The organism is Streptomyces sp. NBC_00285 (assembly GCF_036174265.1).
Taxonomy (GTDB): Bacteria; Actinomycetota; Actinomycetes; order Streptomycetales; family Streptomycetaceae; genus Streptomyces.
This window is the reverse complement of the sequence record NZ_CP108055.1, coordinates 9,815,623-9,833,739: the sequence shown is the minus strand read 5'-3', so window position 1 is coordinate 9,833,739 and position 18,117 is coordinate 9,815,623. Positions and strand designations below refer to the sequence as shown.

The window sequence follows — 18,117 nt, the reverse complement described above, 5'->3', positions numbered from 1 at the left end:
TATGTTCATCGTCGGCAACAGCGTGGAGAGCACCCTCGAAGAGCCGTTCGCCGCGCCCAAGCCGCGTCCGCAGCACCTCGGGAACCGGAAGTTCACGGGCTGATTCAGGCTCCGGAGCTCATGTCGTCTCCCGTGCGCGGGGCGCCCGTTTCCTGCTGTCCCGCGCTTCGGCGTGCCGCCGTCACACTGCCCTCCTGTGCCGTCGCGCGGCCCGGTCCACGGAACACGGCCCGGTAGGTGCTGGGCGAAGTGCCCAGCACCGTGTGGAAATGCTGGCGGAGGTTCGCGGCCGTGCCGAGGCCCGCCCGTTCGGCCACCTGGTCGACCGGCAGATCCGATTCCTCCAGCAGCTCGCGGGCGTGCTCGATGCGCTGCTGGGTCAGCCAGTTCATCGGCGTGGTGCCGACCTCCTCGCGGAAGCGGCGCGTGAAGTTCCGTACGCTGGTGGCTTCCTGGGCAGCCATCCGGTCGAGGGTGACGGGTTCCGCCAGCCGCTCCAGGGCCCAGCCGCGCGCGGCCGCAGTGGAGGGCCAGGACGGCTCCGGCACGGGGCGGCGGACATACTGCGCCTGCCCTCCTTCCCGGTGCGGCGGTACGACGGTTCGGCGGGCGACATCGTTGGCGACGGCCATGCCGAAGTCGCGCCGGATCATGTGCAGGCACAGGTCGATCCCGGAGGCGCAGCCCGCCGAGGTGAGCACGTCGCCGCCGTCGGTGTACAGCACGTCGGCGTCCAGCTCGACCTGAGGGAACAGGCGGGCGAAGCGGTCTGCGTAGCGCCAGTGCGTCGTCGCGGTCCGTCCGTCGAGCAGCCCGGCGGAGGCGAGGACGAAAGCGCCCGTGCAGATGGAGGCGATGCGGGTGCCGGGGCGGATAAGGGCAAGCGCCTCGGCGAGCGGCGCCGGCAGGGTCGGCTCCTGCTGCTCGTAGTCCTCGTAGGAGGACATCACGATCACCGTGTCGGCCCCGGCCAGGGCTTCGGGTCCGTGCCGGACGTTGACGGTGAAGTCGCCGTCCGTGCGCAGCTCTCCGCTGCGCAGGGCGCAGGTGGCAACCTCGTACAGCGGCTTGCCGTCTGCTGACGCGCCCTCTTTGGCCTGGCCGAACACCTGGTGGATGATGCCCAGCTCGATGGGGAGCGTCATCTGGCGCGCCAGGACGGCGACATGGTGGCGCTCGGGGTGCGCAAAGACGGTCCTGGACTCCGTGGCCTCATGCATGGCCACATCCTTGCGCATCTAGGCCATACAGACACTCGATGCATGCACCTCTCGCCGACAGGCTGAAAACATGGTTCAGCACCCACAGGCCCAGCCCCCGGTCTCCTCGCCCCCCACGCCTGCACCCGCTGCTTCGCCGTCGCCCGTCGTGCCCGTACGCTCCCCCTCCGGTCTGCACCGCGCGTGGGCAATCGCCGTCATCGCGGGGGCCGCCATCGTGACGGCCGGCGTCTTCACCACCGTCCCGGGCCTGCTGGTCACTCCGCTGCACGAGCAGTACGCCTGGGATCGTGGCCAGATCGCGCTGGCCGCTTCCGTCAACATGGTCCTTTTCGGCTTCACCGCCCCCTTCGCGGCGGCGCTGATGGACCGTGCCGGCATCCGCCGTGTCGCGGCGGGCGCCATGCTGCTCATCGCAGCCGGTGCCCTGCTCACCACCGCGATGGCTTCCCCGTGGCAACTGATCCTTTACTGGGGCGTACTGATCGGCCTGGGCAGCGGCTGTCTGACCATGACCTTCGCCGCCCTCGTGGCCGACCGCTGGTTCGTGCGGCGGCGCGGTCTGGTCACCGGTGCGTTGAGCGCCTCCAGCCACCTGGGGCAACTGGTCTTCCTGCCGCTGCTCGCCTGGTCGGTGGACCGCTACGACTGGAAGCCCCCGGTAGTGACGCTGGCCCTCGCGGCTCTGGCCGTATCCGGACTCGTGGCCCTGCTCCTGCGCGACCATCCGGCCGACATCGGCGTCCTCCCCTACGGAGGCGAACACTTCGTTGCCAAGCCCGCACCCGTCCAAGGCGCCGCCCGCCGCACCGTGACAGTCCTCTTTGACGCCGCCCGCACCGGAACCTTCTGGCTGCTTGCAGGCATGTTCATCATCTGCGGCGCCTCCACCAACGGGATCATGTGGAGCAACTGGGTGCCCGCCGCCCAGGAACACGGCATGCACGCGACTGCCGCCGCCTCAGCGCTGTCCCTCATCGGCGTCTTCTCCTCCCTGGGCGCGGTCGTCTCCGGCTGGCTCACCGATCGCTTCGACCCCCGCCGCCTGCTGGCCGTCTGCTTCACCGTCCGAGCGCTCACCCTGCTGACCCTGCCGATGGTGCTTTCATCCACCGTCCGACCCTCCTTGATCATCTTCACGGTGGCCTACGGTCTCGTCGACGTCGCGACCGTTCCACCGGTCATCACGCTCACTCAGCGGGCGTACGGCGACGACGGTCCCATCGTCTTCGGATGGACCAACTCCGCTCACCAACTGGGTGCGGGCGCCTCTGCCTTCCTCGGCGCCACCGCCCGCGATCTGTTCGGCACGTACAACGTCGTCTGGACCGCACTGACCGCACTCTGCCTCGTCGCGGCCTTGAAGGCCCTGGTCGTACGGATCCCGCGGACCGCCGAGCCCGCCGAATAGCACGTACTGCTCGCACCTCACATACCGTCGGACTCGCCGCACCGCACTTGCTCGACGTCCCCACACAACACAGGAGGATTCCGTCATGACCACGCGGTCCGTCACCTCAGCGTCCCCGCGCCGGCCCCGACTCCGAAACTCCCGGGGATGCCGCTGTGCACGTACTGCGGCTTTGACGGCGACACCTTCGACGGCGTCCCCCGGCACCGCACTTCCGACGGCACAACGGTGACTGCGCTACTCCTGTGGCCCCCCGCAGGTCCTGGAAGCCAAAACGCCTTGCGGGAAGTGACTGCCGCGATTCCGCTAACCAGCGACGAACGCGCGGCCGTCGACGACGGCCAGGCGGCTCTGCACCGCCTGCTGACCACCCGGCCGGCACTCCGACACCCGCAGGACCGACACCCCGCGAACTCGACGAGCCGGCCACCCTCACACCTTGTGCCGCTCATCGCCGTCCGGGAAGGCAGTGCAGGCCCGGCGTCACGCTGATATCGGAGTGCAAACTGGCTCGGGTGCGTGTCACAGTCACTGTCGTGACCTTGATGGACGTACTCGTCGACTTCTCCCTCTCTGGCCAGCTCGGACCCCTGAACTGCGGAATGACCTTGGCTGAGGCTGAAAACCTCCTCGGACCGGGGCGCCCGCACCCCGCCCACATCCTGAAGGGGCCCGATATCGACGGCTACCCGTACTCCTGGAACGGGCTGAGGCTGGTGGTCACCCAGCGGACCGTCAGCGGGATCTGGATCAACCTCTGGCCCGGTTCGGCCGCCAAACTTCCGCCGCTCGTGCTGCCCGACTCCGAGTCATTCGACGCCACCGTCCTCCGCGAGGAGCTGATCGCCGCCCTGGACGAGGCAGACTGCCAGCATGCGGTCAACAGCACCCTCACCTTCGGCGAGCAGTCCAGCCTCATCACCCAACCCGCTGACGTCTGCGCGGTCTTCGGCCTGCCGGGACGGGACAACCACGTGCCGCACCGTGATCGGCACTACCTCGACGTGATGCACAAGCACTCGGCTTGACACTGCTGATTCGACAAAGTGAGGCTTGCGGTGACGGCCCAACCACCCAACTCCGCTGGGGTACTCGCAGCGTTCCCCGTCACTCATGGCGTTGGTGGTTCTGAGTGCGGGCAGCTCACCTACTTTGCTTTCGGCCGGGTCAACGGGTCACGAATGTCATCACGCTTCGAGCAGGGAGCGTGACGGTGAAGGAGCCGTTCGACACGCCGGCCATGCCCTGGGAGGCGACGTTCCTGCTCGCGTCGGTCAGCCAGGACGAGACAGTGGACGCGGCACCGTTCACCAGGGTGAACTGCTGGCTCACCGCGGAGGTCCCCTTGTTGACGGCGACGACGACCGTGGAGCCGCCTCCCCGGTACGCCGAGACGTACACGTTCGTCGCCGGCGTCGCCGTTGCCTGCACCCGTACGTAACCGGGTCGGACGAACCTGGCGAAGTGCGCCATGGCAGCGCCCCGCTTGCTGATCTTCCCGTCCTCGCGCATCGGGCCGTAGCTGCGCCGGATGTACCACCAGATGTAGGCCTGGAACTCGGCCTCCACCATGGCGCGATGCAGGTGCTCCCCCACGTCGAGCGCCTGGGGCCAGAGGTCCGCCGAGTCCGAGCTGTTGGGGTAGTAGACCTCCGTCATCCAGAGTTCCTTGCCCGCGCCCTTCTGCTTGAAGAGCGGGTACGGGAAGTTCGCGAACGGCGTGCCGTACAGGTGAGCTCCTATTACGTCCACGTTGGCGAGCGCCGCCGGGTCGTTGAGGATCGGGTCGGACATGTTCTTCAGGTACTGGAAGGATTCCGGCGCGATGACCCTGGTGCCGATCGAGCCGGCGTTCTCCCGCAGGAACCGGACCATTTCGGTGGGGGTCCACCACGTCCAGTCCTGCGCGTAGTCAGGCTCGTTCTGCACCGAAATGCCGTACAGATTCACTCCGTTGTTCCGCAGGTACGTGGTGAAGTCGTTCAGGTGCTGGGCGTAGGCGCCGTACATGTCGTACCGCAGACGTCGCGCGTTGGTCTGGCTGCCGTGGACGAAAGTCTCGACCATGGAGGCCGGAGGATTCCACGGGGATGCGATGACCGCCGCGCCGAGTTCGGCCGCGCGCTTCGCCGTCGCCAGGTCACGGTTCCAGGCCGTCCGATCCTCGGCGACGGGGATCCTCAGCAGAGAGAACCCCAACTGTCCGTCGCCGGTGCCGAACGCCGTGTCCCGTTGGGCCGCTGTCAGGTCGCCGGCCCAGGCCGTGTGGCTCATGCCGCCGAATCCTCGGATCGTCTGCCGCGTGGCGGACAGATCAATGACCGCTGTGGTGGCAGCCGTTGCGCCTGCAGCGGCAATGGTTCCCGTGACCGACGCCGCGGCTGTGAGGACGGGTAAGGCCCCCACCGTCGCCAGGACGGTCCTGCGGCTCGGTGATCTGCGCTCCCCGCTTGCGGGTTCGTTCCGATTCTCTGTCATGCCCTCTCCTCTTGGCTGCCGGCCATGCTCCTGACCCTCAGGGCAGGGCCCTTGCCTGATTCGTGCGGGCGCTTCATGGGAGCGCTCCCACTCTCAGGGATGAATGCACGCTTGCCTTTTCGACGGGAGGTGCTGCTGGATGCCGCTCCGGCCGCCGACCGGCGGCTCGGGAAGACCCCGACACCGTTCGATATCGTGAACAGCGTCCAGGTAGCGGACCTATCGCAAGTTAACGACGTCGCCCACCATGGTCAAGCCCCACGACGGCAATCCACCCGCAGGGGCACCTTCTGATTCGGCTCGGCCGGCGGGGGGTCTGTTCAGCCAACAGCCCTGTCGCACATTGGTTGCTGATCCGGAGGCATCCTCGATGTTCATCTGCCCGGCCAGATGCCCGACAACCGGCCACGGCACGACCAGCGGATCGTCCAGGAACAGTCCGATGCAGCGCCCGACAACGCCCTTGGGAAGTCGGTACCCGCGCCTTCCGGAAGCTTCAGGAGACGGCACCGCGCCGCAGAGCCTCGGACATCGCGAGGAAGACCAGCAGGTTCGGGAATCCGACAGCGGACAACGTCATCCATGCCTTGCGGTCGCCATGCCGGTAGATGTACATGCTGCCTTGCTTGAAGTCGATCCGCTCGACCTCCCGCCAGCCGATGCGCCGGTCGCCCTGACCCAAACCGCCCGCGTTGATGTCGAGTTGGCTGCCGAAGTGCACCCGCTCGCCCTGCTCGATCCGGGCGAGCTCGTGCGGCACGCGTATCCGCGCGAACGCCTCGGTCAACTCCTCGGCGAACTGGAGAACACCGTCGAAGAGGTTGTCGACAACGATCAGACCACCCGTCTCCGGCAAGATCAGCAAGTTGTACTTCATATAGCTGCCGAACTGTTTGACCACCTTGATGTCCCGCCGCGCCACCCAGGAGATGTCGCCCCATTCGTAGGCCTCGGGTTCCTCGTCCGCGACCCGATGGACGATGCCGTGTTCGTACCAGGCCACCCAGGTCTTCGGCGGACCCGGTTTGAAGCCCATCCACAGGGAGGCCCACAAGGCCAGCACGGCGAGGGCCAGCATGGGTAGCCCGTAGTACCAGCCGCCCTCCTGCCGTTGTTCCTGTACGGCGATGCTGAAGCCGTCGACGACCGCCCCCACGCCTACGACGCCCAGCAGGGCGATCGCAGCCCAGGGCCGGCGCTTAGGGCTGTTCTCCACCATGCTCCGCAGGTGCCCGAGCTGCTGCTCCCGGGCTGTGTCGGCTATGACTTCCGGCACCACAAGCACTCCGCCTTTCATGACGCGATCGCCTTCGTGGAGGCGAGCGAGAGCGGGACCGTCCCGGAGCGGGCGGCGGCCGCTGGGTCACCGGACTGCTGGGCGATGTACCCCGGCCGGAAGTGCGCCTGCGGTTCCCCGGGGGCGAGCGTCGTGGCGCGCACGACAGCGGCGTAGGCGGCGGGCAGACCACTGGGGAGGGAGGCGAGGGTACGTGCGTGGGCGTTGTGGGTGGTCCGGCCGTTCGGGGCCTGCCGGACCGCTTCGGCCGCCGCGTCGACCGCGTCCGGTTGCCGCTCCAGCGTCTGCTGGGTCAGGGCCCGTATCCGCCAGACGTAGGCGTCCGTGGGGTCGTGCCGCAGGTGCTTGTCGGTGGCATCCAGAGCCCCCTCCGGATCGCCGAGTTCCCGGCGGCAGTGGGCGAGGATCGAGCACGACATGGTGTCGGTCGGTTCTGCGGCGAGGTGACGGTTGAAGAGGGCCGCGGCGTCCTGGTGGCGGCCCGTCCCGGCCAGTGCCAGGGCGTGTTGGGCGTGTCGGGCGTTGGTGTCACGGGGAGTCGTTCTCACGGCCGGCGCTTTCCGCTCCGGTTCATCATGCCGTCGGCCACCAGGACCAGCGTCTGCCGCACCGGGCTGGTGAACGGCTTCCCGCCCTGTCCAGCGGGCGACGAGGACGCCGTGTGCGGCGCTGTCATCCGGCACTCCCTTGTTCCAACGGTCAGTCACGTAGACCCCCGCGAGCGCAAAGCGCCCATGTCAGGGCCCGACTCAGCAGGACACGCTGAATCTCGCGCTCGTCACGCACACCGAGGGTCTGGCTCGGTGCTCCCCCAGCCTGTCCCGGCACGGGTATGTGCGGTATCCGGGAAAACACGTATTCAGGCCTGTCGAGGAACCTGATCCGGCCGGGGCCGCATGGAGCACACGAGATCGGGATCTGGTCCGTCGGCCCACCACCGGACTCGGTGCCGAAGCCGTTCTGCAGCCCATGCGGCCCTTGGCGTGCGGGACTTCGGCCGGTCGGTGCCGCCGGCGGATCTGCACAGCCGTCCTCGTCAACTGCCCTTGCTGGTCGACGTGATGGTGATCGCGATCGACGAGGACTGGCGCCTTGGGCGCGCGACATGCACTGACCTGATCTCGGGGCGGGCCGAGCTGCGGTGAACTACTTTGCTTTCAGGTCCGCCTCGGGACGCATCAACAGCAGATCTTCGCCCCACGCATCGAGCGTGCCACCCTGGCCGGCTTCCCGTGCCGCATCCTCGACCAGGGCAAAGAGACTCCGCTGGAGGTCCACGTCACCCGTTCCTACGATCAGTCCGATCCTGTCGAGGAGTGGGCTCGTTGCCCACCCTGGCAGAGGGAACCTCTCCAGCTCCCATTGCAGGTACTTGTTGTAGGGACGAGGACGACGGTCCAGGGCGAACAGCAGCTCCAGCAGAAAACCCATGCTGTCGGCCGCGTCGAGGTGGGCGGCCAGACGGTTGCCGTCTCGGGCATTCTTGACGGACCGGTAGAGAGAGTTGGCATAGGCGTCCAGCCAACCGGCCGCCGCCGCTATCGCCTCGGCACGGTCCCGTCGCCCCTTGGCGCCGACGATCTCGGAGATCTGGCCGTCGAGCCGGTCGACCACGACGTGGGCGCGGGAAAGCGCATAGCGCTCATGACCGTCGAGCTGACGGAACTGGTCGACCGTGGTGACCACGACATCGAGTTCAGCAGAACGATGACCGTGGAGTCCCGAGAGCGCGGCGTCTGCGCCCTCCCCGAGGACGACGTACACATCGCGGTCCGAATACTCGGTGGCCATGCCGTCATGAGCGTGGGAGCCCTTGAGGACAAGCCCGACTACGGCCGGGTCGCCATCGATGCGGCTGAGCAACTCCGCATAGGTCAGTTCGGGAAGCATGCTGGTGATCTCCGGTGAGTTGGACGGACTGCACACGCCTACCAGCCCTCACCGCCGTGTCGGCAGGAGAGCGGTCGCTCCGTCTGCGGCGGCCACGACGCCACCACCCTGAAGATCAACGCACGGCCAGGACATTACCGAGCCCGCGCCACCTCCGCAGCACCTTTTCCCGGCGGCTACGGATGCCGGCAAGCACCCCATGAGCAATGACGTGGAACGCGACCGGCTGCCGTTCCTGCGCCTCTGGACACTTGAGAAGCCACACCTTGGCCTCCCTCAACTGACTCGGCGACGGGGCTCAGGAGGTGCCGAGAAGTTCGGCGGTCGCGGCAAGGGTGGTGTAGTTCATCGTGAAGCGTCCTCCCAGGGAGTCGATGGCACCCCCAACCACGTGCAGTATGTCGGCCAGTTGGCGGGGACGGAATGCGGTGAGGCCGCCGGTCGTGGGGAGCAGGTCCAGCCATTGGTCGCGCGTGTAGGACCGCTCCCAGTCGAATCGCGGCCACACACAACCGTCAGGTCGCCGAGGCCGCGCAGCGGCCTTGGCCTCCGGTGTTCACGCACCGATAAGTTGCCCCCTTGACTTCCTTCCCCTCGTGAACGAGGGGGAGTTCCTACGGCTCGCGCCGTGGGGGTTTCTGCTTCATCGCCGACTGCCCCGTCCGGGAGGACTCCCGTTGAGGTCTTACACCAGCTCCCCAGACAGACACCGCCAGCCCGGCGGCCAAAAGATTGTTCGCCGCGTTCACGTCCCGGTCATGGACCGCACCGCACTCACACGTCCACACGCGGACGTTCAGCGGCAGCTTCGCCCGGGTCGTGCCGCAGACACCGCACAGTTTCGAGCTGGGGAAGAAACGGTCGACGACCACCAGTTCCCGCCCGTACCAGTCGCTCTTGTACTCCAGCATCGTCCGCAGTTCTCTCCACGAGGCGTCGGAGATCGCGCGGGCGAGTGTGTGGTTCTTGACCATGTTGCGGACGGTGAGGTCCTCGATCACGACCGTTTGGTTCTCACGGACGAGCCGAGTGGTCAGCTTGTGCAGGAAGTCCCGGCGCCGGTCGGCGATCCGGGCATGGACACGGGCAACCTTGCGGCGCGCCTTGGCCCGGTTCGCACCGTCACCTTTGGCCTTGCGGGACAGTTCCCGCTGGGCCCGGGCGAGCCGGGTGCGGTCCTTGCGCTCATGCCGCGGGTTGGTGATCTTCTCCCCGGTGGACAGCGTCAGCAGGGACGTGATCCCCGCGTCAATACCGACCGTGTTCGTGGTGGCCGGGGCCGGGGGGTTCGTGTCGTCGCAGAGCAGCGACACGAACCAGCGCCCCGCCGCGTCCTGGGACACCGTCACCGTGGACGGCTGCGCCCCCTGAGGCAGAGGCCGCGACCACACCACGTCCAAAGGATCGGCCATCTTGGCGAGGGTCAGCCGGCCTTCACGCAAGCGGAAACCACTGGTGGTGTACTCCGCGCTCCTGCGGGACTTCTTCTTCGACTTGAAGCGCGGGTACTGCGCCTGCTTGCCGAAGAAGCTGGTGAACGCCACCTGCAGATGGCGCAGCGTCTGCTGGAGCGGAACCGACGACACCTCACCCAGGTAGGCCAGCTCCTCCGTCCGCTTCCACGCGGTCAGCATCGCGGAGGTCTGGTTGTAGTTGACCCGCTCCTGCCGCGCCCACGCTTGCGTACGGGCGCTCAGCGCCAGGTTGTAGACCTTCCGCACGCACCCGAAGGTGCGCGACAGCTCAGCCGCCTGCACATCCGTCGGATAGAAGCGGTACTTGAACGCCCGCTTCACCTGCTTCACGGTCATGCTCACAAGCTAGCACCACTACTGGTTAAGATCAAATCTGCGGGTCAGAGCACTGCGATCCGCCCTGGCGGCGAAACCCAGCTCCCTACCCTGCTCCACAGGAGTCCCATTCCTCCCCGGCCTGAAGGCCGGGGTTTCCTCGGAGGTATCCGATGAGCGATTTAGGATCCGTCACCTGGCCACCCGCCCCGATCAAGACAGCGCGGCTCGTACTCCGTGAGCCCGAGGCCCGGGACCGTGCTGCGTTCATCGAACTGCTGGCGTCGCCAGAGGTGCACACCTACCTCGGCGGCCCCCGGCCTCGGGACGAGCTTGAGCGCGAGATGCCCGTAGTGCCCGAGCAGTGGCCTGGAAGTTTCGTCGTTGATCTCGACGGGGCGATGATCGGCCAGATCCTGCTCAGGAGAGCCACGGGGCACCGTCGCCCGGCTGCTGCGGGGAAGGTCGATCTCGGCTATCTGTTCCTGCCGTGGGCGTGGGGACTCGGATACGCCGTCGAGGCGTGCGCGACGGCACTCGACTGGTTCGATGGTGCCTTTCCCGGCGAATCGGTGGTGCTCACCACCCAGACCGCCAACGTCGGCTCGATGCGCCTCGCGGCGAAGCTGGGGTTCCGCGAGGTGGAGCGGTTCCATGCCTGGGACGCCGAGCAGTGGCTCGGCCTGCGGTCTCCGGTCACGCCGTCCCCTTGAGCGTGTGCTCGCGAAGTGGGTGGTGTGCCGATCGCCAGTCCTCGTCGCCCTCGGGGGTTGCCGTACGAGGCGGTAGGTGGTCGATGTCGTGACCTTGAGCATGGCGGCGACTCTGAGGGCGGGGTTGCCCGCGCCGTGCATCCGGCATCCGGCGTCCGCGTCGAGAGCGCCCGGGTCGGCCAGGAGAGCTACGTCGTCGTCGACATCGACAGTGACCCGACAACGCCACCTCCGTCATCGCCGCCGACCCGGACCGCGACACCGTCTTCCCGGTCCACCTGTACGGCGCCTACGGCACCGCCGCGGAGGTCAGCGACTACCAGAACAGCTTCGTCGCCGCGGAACTCCCCATCGCCATAGAAGAGTTCGGCTGCTTACCGGCCACGTGCTCGCCGCGGCGTCGATGCCTCACTTGTTCAGCGAGTGGACGACCGGCATCGTCCTGTCGAAGGTGATCGGCCCCCGAGTGGTCGTTGCCGATGTCGTTTTCTTGTGAAGTCGCTCCCAGCGGCAGCCTCCGAACACGACGTGTATTCGGTTGGCGAGATGACCTGTCCTCCTGGCATGAAGGCCAGAAGGTGTGCCAGATGCATCAGGAACGGAAGTAGGACCCGGTGTCCAGAACCTGCGCGAGGCTGGGTCCGCTCGGTGCCCAGCCGAGGAGTTCCTGGGTGCGAGCGCTGGAGGTGGGGCAGTCCATGCCGAAGAAGCGGCCGATCCAGCCGAAGTGACTCTGTGCGTCCTGCGGTGCTATCGAGACCGCGGGAACGCCGAGCCCTCGACCGATGGCCTCGGCGATCTCCCGGGTGGGAACTCCCTCCTCGCTCACCGCGTGCAGGAGTGTTCCCGCCGGGGCCTTCTCCAGTCCCAGCCGGGTGATCCGCGCGGCATCCGACCGGTGGATGGCCGGCCAGCGGTTCGTGCCGTCGCCGACATAGCCCGCGATCCCCTTCTCGCGTGCGAGCGCGACCAGGATCGCGATGAACCCGTGGTCGCCGTCGCCGTGCACGGTCGGGGCGAACCGCACGCTGACCGTGTGCACGCCGCGATCGACGTACTCCAGCGCGAGGTTCTCGCTGCCGCCTCGGGGGGACTCCGGACCGTGGAACGGTGACCTGTCGTCCTCGGTCGCCGGCCGGTCCTGCGCCAAGCCGACGACGCCGGACGCCAGCAGGAACGGACGGCCCGATCCGGTCAGGGCATCGCCGATCGCCTGCACGGCGGCCCGTTCGGCCTGACTGGAGACTGCGGGGTTGTTGAAGTCGTGCTTGTTGGCGAGGTGGATTACGGCGTCGGCGGTCGCGGCGCCTTCCCGGATGCTGTCGAGGTCGTCGAGGTCGCCGCGGCGGACCTGGGCGCCCTTCGCGTCGAGGGATGCGGCCGAAGTGTCGGAGCGGGCAAGCCCGACGACCTCGTGACCGGCGGCGAGCAGCTCGTCGACCGTGGCCGATCCGATCCACCCGGATGCTCCAGTGACGAAAACGCGCATGTGAATGATCTCCTTCAATGCCCGATCTCAGCGAACGGGCAAGCGAATGAGTAAGCGAACGGACAAGTGATGTCAGCCACTGACGTCAGCAACTGTCATCACTGTAGCTGTCATGTCAGCTGCTGTCATCACTAAGATGGCGGGCATGGTGCGATGGGAGCCCGGGGCACGGGAACGACTGCAAGGAGCGGCGATGGACCTCTACATCAGTCGCGGCTACGACAGGACGACTGCGGCCGATATCGCCCAGGCCGTCGGTCTCACCGAGCGGACCTTCTTCCGCCACTTCGCCGACAAGCGCGAGGTGCTCTTCAACGGCCAGGAGCTGCTGCAGCAGGCGTTCTTGGACGGTGTGGCCGCGGCTGCGCCGGACGCGTCACCGCTCGAGATGGTCGAGTCCGCCCTGTCCGCCGCGGCACCGTTCTTCTCGGCCGAGCGTCGCGACCATTCCAGGCGGCGGCAGAGGATCATCTCCGAGAATCCTGCCCTGCAGGAACGGGAGTTGTTGAAACTGGCCGCGCTGGCCACAGCGGTAGCTGCCGCACTCCGGTCGCGGGGCGTCCCCACGGCGACGGCGACGCTCGCCGCGGAATCCGGGGTGACCGTGTTCGGCGTGACCTTCGGGAAGTGGATCGCCGAGGGGGAAGAGCGGTCGTTCCTCGACATCGAGCGCGAGGTGTTGGGCGAGTTCGTGGCGATGGCCGCCGACGTGAGGTGAGCAACGTGGCTGTGGATCAGCTGGATCCACGGGGCGGACTGCCCTACGGCGTTCCGGCCTCGCGGCGACGGCCCGGCGGGTGCTGTGCGTTGTGCGTTGTGCACGGGAGGGCCGGCTGACGCAGGCGGCTCAGCGGCCAATTCGTCGTATGCGAAGCGCCGATGGGCTGGGAGTTCAGCGCCGCGCTGCAGGCGGTTCCCGGCCCGCCGGTGACGGAAATCGTGAAAGCTGGTGCAACAAATTGTTGCTTTGGCGGCGATAAAGTACTGAAATATGCGATGGGCCTCACAGCGGGTGGCTCCGTCCGTGATTTCATGGGCATCCGCACCACCGACAGAGAGCGACGGAGATGGCGACACCGCAAGCCAGGTGGAGTGCGCTGCTGGAGATGCTGACGCGCGACGGGCGTATCGAGGTCGAGGCGGCCGCGACCGAACTCGCGGTGTCCGCTGCCACGATCCGACGCGACCTCGACGAGCTGGCTCGCCAGCAGATGGTCACCCGCACGCACGGCGGCGCTGTGATCAACGCGATCGCCTATGACCTGCCACTGCGCTACAAGGCGGCACGCCACGCCCCCGAGAAGGAGCGGATTGCGCACGCGGCGGCCGGTCTGGTCAAGGCCGGCGCGGTGGTGGGCCTCAACGGCGGTACCACTACCACCGAGGTGGCACGGGCGCTGGCAACCAGGAGCGACCTCGGCTCCGAGGGCAACGCCGAGCCGTCGCTGACGGTTGTCACCAACGCCCTGAACATCGCGAACGAGCTGGTCGTACGCCGCCATGTGAAGCTGGTCGTCACCGGCGGAGTGGCCCGCCCGGCCTCGTACGAACTGATCGGGCCCCTGGCCACCGAACTGCTCGCCGAGATCACGCTGGACCACGTCTTCATCGGAGTCGACGCGATCGACGCCGTGCATGGCGCGACCGCCCATCACGAGGGCGAGGCCAGTATCAACCGGACACTGGCGCGGCGCGCGCAGCAGGTTGTCGTGGTCGCCGACTCCTCCAAGCTGGGCAAGCGGGCGTTCGCGCGGATCTGCCCGTTGGAGGACATCCATGTGCTCGTCACCGACAGGGACGCCCCCACCGAGTTGATCGAGCCGTTCGCTGCGGCCGGCGTGGAGATCGTCCGCGCCTGACCTTCTCCGTACCGCGAGGAATCGCGGCGGCCCGTCCACCGGACGCCCCCGGTCATCGGGCGTCCCGCGGGCCGAAGGAGCAGCCGTAAAGGAGCGCGCACGGCTCCCCGCTGTGCGCACCCACGGGTCGGCCACCTCATTGACCGGCGCTGACCCGCCTGTACCGATCGCCGCGGCCCAGCGCCCAGCAGTGGCGTCCTGCCCGCGCCCGCGATCATGCCCAGTGTTCTGGCCTGACCCCCGTCAGTACCTCACCCCTTGACACCGCCGGCCGTCAGACCGCTGACCAGATGGCGTTCCACGAAGATGAACAGCACCACGACCGGGACGACGGCGATCAGCGACGCGGCGAAGAGGTACTGCCACTGCTCCTGGTAGGCGGTGACGAACCCAGGGATGGCCTTGGTCAGCGTCGTGCGGTCCTTCGAGGACGTGATGGTGAGTGCGACGACGTACTCGTTCCAGGCGGCGATGAAGGTGTACACGGCTGCCGTCACCACACCGGGCATGGCCAGCGGCAGGGTGATGCGGGCCAGCGCCCCCAGCCGGCCGGCCCCGTCCAGGTACGCCGCCTCCTCCAACTCCTTGGGGACACTCGCGAAGTAGGCGTTGAGGATCCATACGCAGAACGGCAGATTGAACGCCGCGTTGACGAGGATCAGTGCCTCGCCGGTGTCGGTCAGGTCGAGGCTGACCATTTCGCGGTAGATCCCGACCAGCAGTGCGGTGGGTGCGAACATCTGGGTGACCAGGACCAGCAGCAGGAACGCGCCGCGGCCCCGGAAACGGTTCCTCGCGGTGTAGTACGCGGCGGGCAGCCCGACGAGCAGTGCGAGCAGCGTGGACATTCCGGCGACGTACAGCGAGAAGCCCAGCGAGCCGGAGACCGGCGGATCGTCGAGCGACCACACGTCGGCGAAGTTTGACCACTGCCAGTGGGACGGCAGGTACGAGGGCGGGGACTTCATCAGTTCCGGCGTCGGCTTCAGTGCCGTCAGCAGCATCTGGAGGTACGGGGAGAGGAAGACCAGGGCGACGAGCCAGCCGACTCCGGCGACCAGCGCGGTGCGTACCCTGTGTCCGGCCCGTGGTGCGACGTGAGCGGTAGGTGTGGTCATCGGATCTCCTCCCGCCACCGCACGACCCGCAGATACGCGAGCACCACGACGAGGATCAGTGCGAAGTTCACGACGGCCATCGCCGCCGATTCGCCGACGGCCTGGTTGTCGAAGGCGAGCTTGTACATGAACGTCGTCGTCGTGTCGGTGGCGAAGCCGGGGCCACCGCGAGTCATCGACCAGATGATCGGGAACGAGTTGAACACGTTGATGATGTTGATGATCGCGGCCACCAGCAGTGCGGGCCGCAGCAGCGGCAGCGTGACGGAGAGATACGTCCTGACGGTCCCGGCACCGTCCATGCGGGCCGCCTCGTAGACCTCGGCGGGGATGGTCTGGAGTCCGGAGAGGATGACGAACGCGGTGAACGGCAGGGAGACGAACACCGCCACCGCCATCATCGCCGCGAAGCCGAGGACCGGGTCGGCCAGCCAGTTCACCGGTTTGTCGAGAACGCCGACGTCCATCAGGAGGCGGTTGACGACGCCGTAGAAGTTGTTCAGCATCCAGCGCCAGATGAGCGCGGTCATCAGTACGGATGCCGCCCAGGGCACGATGAGCGCCCAGCGGACCACCCGCTGCCCGGGGAAGCGTGTGTTGAGCAACTGGGCCAGCCCCAGGGAGAGCAGGAGTGTGACCGCGACGACGCCGACCACCCAGATCAGGGTGCGCAGCAGTACGCCCGGCAGGTCCTCCTCGGCGAACAGGTCGGTGTAGTTGTCGAGGCCCGCGGAGCCGAGGGACAGGCCGGTGGAGCTGATCCTGGTCAGGGAGGTGCGGACCATTTCGACGACGGGCCAGACCACCATGGCCAGGATGAGGACGACGGCGGGGCCGAGCCAGAGCAGCGGTTCCAGGACCCGCAGTCCGCGCCGCTGCTTTCGGGCGGGGGCGACGGGCGGTGCGGCCTCCGGGGCCGGCTCCCGTCGGTCCCCGGAGGTGCGTACGGAGATGTCGTGGACGGCCATGCGTCAGCCGGTCTTCTGCGCGGTCTTCTGGATCTTCTCCAGGATCTTCTTCGGATCGCCGCTTGCCACGGCGGTGCCTATCTGCTGCTTCACGGCGCCGTCCACGGCGGCCCAGCCGGGGTTGTCGGCCGGGGCGAACTTGGCGCCGGCCAGCGCGTCGACGAAGGGCTTGTAGTAGTCGGTGTCCGAACTGAGCGCGTCACCGGCCGACTTGGTCACCGAGAGGAATCCCTCCGTGGACAGGAACTTGGAGGCGTTCTCCTTCTGGTAGACGAAGTCCAGGAACTTGTTGACACCCTCGCGGTTCTTGCCTCCGTCCTTCTTGAACGCCACCAAGTAGTCCTGAACGCCCAGGGTGTTGTGGGTGGTGCCGTCCTTGCTCGGCAGCGGCGCGACACCGTAGTCGAGGTTCTTGTCGACAGGGTCGATGAAGCCCTTGCGCATGAAGACGGCACCGTTGATCATGCCGATCCGGCCCTGTGCGAACTGGTTGAAGACGTCCTTGCGGTTGGTGGTCTCCGGGTTGGGCTGGGTCAGCCCTTCCTTGGTCAGCTTCCTGAGGTAGGTCAGGGTCTCCACGTTCGCCGGCTGGTCGACGGCCCACTTGCCGGAGTCGTCGACCCAGCCGCCGCCGTTGTTCATCGACCAGATGCCGAACTCGCCCTGGGCCTCCTCGGGTCCGAGCGGCAGGCCGAGCGGGATGACCCCGGTCTTCTTGGCCTTCTTGATCTTCTTGGCGGCGGTCTCGACCTCGGCCCAGCTCTTCGGAGGCGCCGTGAGGCCCGCCTGCTTGAAGATCGCCTTGTTGTAGAAGAACAGCCGCGCGCTGGAGATGAACGGCAGGCCGTACTGGACGCCTTTGTACTTGGCCTGGTCGGCGAAGAGGGGCAGGAAGTCGCCGCGCACCTTCGCCGACACCGCCTCGTCCGCCGGGTAGATCAGGTCGTCGCGGGCGAAGTCCGAGAACTTGTTGTAGTTGAGGACGTCCGGCTGCTGCTTGGTCTGGATGTACGTCTTGACCTTGGAGTCCATCTGCTCCCAGTCGACGACTTCCAGGTTGACCTTGTAGCCGGCGTTGCGGGCCTCGAAGTCCTTGATGAGCTGCGCCCAGTAGGGCTGCGTGTCGTCGTCGTACTTCGCGGCCACGAAGGTGATCGTCCGGCCGTCCGAGTCGCCGCTGCCGGAGGAGCCCCCCTTGCCGCATCCGGTGAGAGCCAAGGCCAGAACGAGGCCTGTGGCCGTGCCTGCGAGGTGCCGTTTCACGCGGGTACCACCCTCTCTTCGTTTCACTGCAGAGTGACGATGGGTGCGGCTCACTGCTTATTTATGCTCGAATCTTGCCCAGATCGAGCAGTAATCGACATCATGCTCGATCAATCACGCACAGTGTCAAGGGGCCGCCTGATCACGACTCGGTCACGCCGGGTGCGGAATCCGCGGGTGCCCGCACTCACCCAGGGGCGGCGATTCGCCGCGCGACCACGGCAATTGGCTCCACGTCAGGTGCGTCCGGAGTACCGCCACGAGCCGACCAGCGTCACCGGAACCGGGCGAGTGGCCCGGAGGTTCGGTGAGTTGTCCGGCATTCCCGGGAGGCTGCCCGGCGAGATGGCGCGAACCGGCCGCCGGCTGGCGGCCGTCGACCGTGACCCGGTGGCGGGCCTCGTCGTGACACAGCCGCCCGCCGCGGCCCTCGGTGCGGCGGGCGGCCTGGATCCGGACAACCCGCGCCATCCCACGCGTTCGGGGATTTACGTCTGACGCCGTTCACACAGAATTTACGGCCTGCCGAGGACGGGGCCCGCCGCCCGCGGCTCATGCCGTGAGCAGCGGGCCCGCCCGTCGACGGCGGCACCACCGGCTTGTTGGGCCCCTTGGGAATCA

18 protein-coding genes and 1 pseudogene are annotated in these 18,117 nt (G+C 67.5%); 7 read left to right on the top strand and 12 right to left on the bottom strand.

All coding sequences use genetic code 11. The annotated features are described in order from the left end of the window. Positions 1-104: 104 nt before the first annotated feature. Positions 105-1,220, bottom strand: a complete 1,116-nt coding sequence (locus OHT57_RS44930; protein ID WP_328752754.1) for a GlxA family transcriptional regulator — start codon at positions 1,218-1,220, stop codon at positions 105-107. Positions 1,221-1,419: 199 nt separating this feature from the next. On the opposite strand from OHT57_RS44930, the gene OHT57_RS44925 reads away from it, so the two are divergent. Together OHT57_RS44925 and OHT57_RS44920 are read left to right on the top strand one after the other, a co-directional pair. Then, positions 1,420-2,631, top strand: coding sequence for an MFS transporter (locus tag OHT57_RS44925; RefSeq protein ID WP_328753509.1), 1,212 nt, complete (start codon positions 1,420-1,422; stop codon positions 2,629-2,631). A gap of 536 nt (positions 2,632-3,167) precedes the next feature. Further along, positions 3,168-3,659 carry a hypothetical protein gene (locus OHT57_RS44920; RefSeq protein WP_328752753.1) on the top strand — a complete coding sequence of 164 codons (492 nt, stop codon included), beginning with the start codon at positions 3,168-3,170 and terminating at the stop codon, positions 3,657-3,659. 139 nt (positions 3,660-3,798) lie between these two features. Here the strand turns inward: OHT57_RS44920 and OHT57_RS44915 are convergent, their stop codons facing one another. The 4 genes from OHT57_RS44915 to OHT57_RS44900 all read right to left on the bottom strand — a co-directional run bounded on the left by OHT57_RS44915 (position 3,799) and on the right by OHT57_RS44900 (position 7,082). Next, the gene (locus tag OHT57_RS44915) at positions 3,799-5,109 is read right to left on the bottom strand and encodes a glycoside hydrolase family 30 beta sandwich domain-containing protein (RefSeq protein WP_328752752.1); all 1,311 of its coding nucleotides are present in this window, start codon (positions 5,107-5,109) and stop codon (positions 3,799-3,801) included. Positions 5,110-5,605: 496 nt separating this feature from the next. Further along, positions 5,606-6,385 carry a DUF6585 family protein gene (locus OHT57_RS44910; protein WP_328752751.1) on the bottom strand — a complete coding sequence of 260 codons (780 nt, stop codon included), beginning with the start codon at positions 6,383-6,385 and terminating at the stop codon, positions 5,606-5,608. A 17-nt stretch (positions 6,386-6,402) separates the two neighbouring features. Further along, positions 6,403-6,954 carry a tetratricopeptide repeat protein gene (locus tag OHT57_RS44905; protein ID WP_328752750.1) on the bottom strand — a complete coding sequence of 184 codons (552 nt, stop codon included), beginning with the start codon at positions 6,952-6,954 and terminating at the stop codon, positions 6,403-6,405. Further along, positions 6,951-7,082, bottom strand: coding sequence for a hypothetical protein (locus OHT57_RS44900; protein ID WP_328752749.1), 132 nt, complete (start codon positions 7,080-7,082; stop codon positions 6,951-6,953). Before OHT57_RS44900 ends, OHT57_RS44905 begins: the two co-directional genes overlap by 4 nt. Before the next feature lie 307 nt (positions 7,083-7,389). On the opposite strand from OHT57_RS44900, the gene OHT57_RS44895 reads away from it, so the two are divergent. Beyond that, positions 7,390-7,551 (top strand): hypothetical protein, encoded by a 162-nt coding sequence (locus OHT57_RS44895; RefSeq protein ID WP_328752748.1) that lies wholly within the window; start codon positions 7,390-7,392, stop codon positions 7,549-7,551. A gap of 1 nt (position 7,552) precedes the next feature. Here the strand turns inward: OHT57_RS44895 and OHT57_RS44890 are convergent, their stop codons facing one another. From OHT57_RS44890 to OHT57_RS44880, 3 genes and pseudogenes are all read right to left on the bottom strand, one after another. Beyond that, positions 7,553-8,296 (bottom strand): hypothetical protein, encoded by a 744-nt coding sequence (locus tag OHT57_RS44890; protein WP_328752747.1) that lies wholly within the window; start codon positions 8,294-8,296, stop codon positions 7,553-7,555. Positions 8,297-8,594: 298 nt separating this feature from the next. Beyond that, positions 8,595-8,795, bottom strand: a pseudogene (locus tag OHT57_RS44885) (SAM-dependent methyltransferase); the annotation flags it as partial. A gap of 115 nt (positions 8,796-8,910) precedes the next feature. Continuing rightward, complete coding sequence (locus OHT57_RS44880; RefSeq protein ID WP_328752746.1) at positions 8,911-10,107, bottom strand: RNA-guided endonuclease InsQ/TnpB family protein; 1,197 nt, start codon at positions 10,105-10,107, stop codon at positions 8,911-8,913. A 152-nt stretch (positions 10,108-10,259) separates the two neighbouring features. Here OHT57_RS44880 and OHT57_RS44875 point away from each other — a divergent pair, with 152 nt between their 5' ends. After that, positions 10,260-10,799, top strand: a complete 540-nt coding sequence (locus OHT57_RS44875) for a GNAT family N-acetyltransferase (protein WP_328752745.1) — start codon at positions 10,260-10,262, stop codon at positions 10,797-10,799. A gap of 592 nt (positions 10,800-11,391) precedes the next feature. On the opposite strand, the gene OHT57_RS44870 is transcribed toward OHT57_RS44875, so the two are convergent. Beyond that, positions 11,392-12,288 (bottom strand): SDR family oxidoreductase, encoded by an 897-nt coding sequence (locus OHT57_RS44870; RefSeq protein WP_328752744.1) that lies wholly within the window; start codon positions 12,286-12,288, stop codon positions 11,392-11,394. A gap of 193 nt (positions 12,289-12,481) precedes the next feature. Here OHT57_RS44870 and OHT57_RS44865 point away from each other — a divergent pair, with 193 nt between their 5' ends. Both OHT57_RS44865 and OHT57_RS44860 read left to right on the top strand, forming a co-directional pair. Next, positions 12,482-13,006 carry a TetR/AcrR family transcriptional regulator gene (locus tag OHT57_RS44865; protein ID WP_443053560.1) on the top strand — a complete coding sequence of 175 codons (525 nt, stop codon included), beginning with the start codon at positions 12,482-12,484 and terminating at the stop codon, positions 13,004-13,006. Between the two features lie 349 nt (positions 13,007-13,355). Continuing rightward, positions 13,356-14,147: a DeoR/GlpR family DNA-binding transcription regulator gene (locus OHT57_RS44860; protein WP_328752742.1), complete on the top strand. Its 792-nt coding sequence runs from the start codon at positions 13,356-13,358 to the stop codon at positions 14,145-14,147. Positions 14,148-14,398: 251 nt separating this feature from the next. Here OHT57_RS44860 and OHT57_RS44855 read toward each other — a convergent pair whose 3' ends face one another. From OHT57_RS44855 to OHT57_RS44845, 3 genes are read right to left on the bottom strand one after another with little or no spacing between them, the layout of a single operon-like run. Next, the gene (locus tag OHT57_RS44855; RefSeq protein WP_328752741.1) at positions 14,399-15,265 is read right to left on the bottom strand and encodes a carbohydrate ABC transporter permease; all 867 of its coding nucleotides are present in this window, start codon (positions 15,263-15,265) and stop codon (positions 14,399-14,401) included. Beyond that, positions 15,262-16,233, bottom strand: a complete 972-nt coding sequence (locus OHT57_RS44850; RefSeq protein WP_328752740.1) for a carbohydrate ABC transporter permease — start codon at positions 16,231-16,233, stop codon at positions 15,262-15,264. The genes OHT57_RS44855 and OHT57_RS44850 overlap by 4 nt, the downstream gene beginning before the upstream one ends. Positions 16,234-16,236: 3 nt before the next feature. Further along, positions 16,237-17,496: an extracellular solute-binding protein gene (locus OHT57_RS44845; RefSeq protein WP_328752739.1), complete on the bottom strand. Its 1,260-nt coding sequence runs from the start codon at positions 17,494-17,496 to the stop codon at positions 16,237-16,239. Positions 17,497-17,808: 312 nt separating this feature from the next. Between OHT57_RS44845 and OHT57_RS44840 the strand changes: the two genes are divergently transcribed. Further along, positions 17,809-17,994 carry a hypothetical protein gene (locus tag OHT57_RS44840; RefSeq protein ID WP_328752737.1) on the top strand — a complete coding sequence of 62 codons (186 nt, stop codon included), beginning with the start codon at positions 17,809-17,811 and terminating at the stop codon, positions 17,992-17,994. Positions 17,995-18,117: the final 123 nt, after the last annotated feature.